Annotated in this window: 1 protein-coding gene; it reads right to left on the bottom strand. The window is 51.7% G+C overall.

Annotation, left to right across the window (positions count from 1 at the left end; translation table 11 throughout):
• Positions 1-505: malate:quinone oxidoreductase (locus RB298_RS06710; RefSeq protein ID WP_486046476.1), on the bottom strand; the 505-nt coding region annotated here is incomplete at both ends.

Below are 505 nucleotides of genomic sequence, written 5' to 3'. Positions count from 1 at the left end.
ATCGATGTATCTTGTGTCCAGATGGGGCACGGACGTCGGAGGGGCTCCAACCTTGACTTTTCCGTATACCTTGGCAGTATGCTGCGCAAGGACTTCTTGATTTTTGCAGACCATGACCAGTCCGCTTACCGGGAACCCTCCGATATGCTTGGATTCGGGGATGCCGGTTTTTTGCAGTAAATGCAGGCTGCCGCCGCCGCCGCCGATAAAGACGAACTTGGCCGTATGGAACTCGGTTCTGCCGTTATCGATATCCAACGCTTTTACTTTCCACGAGCCATCGGGAGTACGCTTGATATCCTTCACGCTGTGCTTGTAGTTGACCTCCACGTCTTTGTTCTTCAGATGCTCAAACAGCATGCGCGTTAAAGCGCCAAAGTTAATGTCCGTCCCGGAATCGATTTTGGTTGCCGCTAACGGTTCGTTCGATGTGCGCCCTTCCATAATAAGCGGAATCCATTCCTTCAGCTGCTCGGGATCCTCGGAATATTCCATTCCTTGAAAG

Source organism: Priestia sp. BR_2 (assembly GCF_041954005.1).
Taxonomy (GTDB): Bacteria; Bacillota; Bacilli; order Paenibacillales; family Paenibacillaceae; genus Paenibacillus_AQ; species Paenibacillus_AQ lautus_A.
The sequence above is the reverse complement of the archived record's forward strand: the minus strand, read 5'-3'. Positions and strand labels throughout refer to the sequence as shown.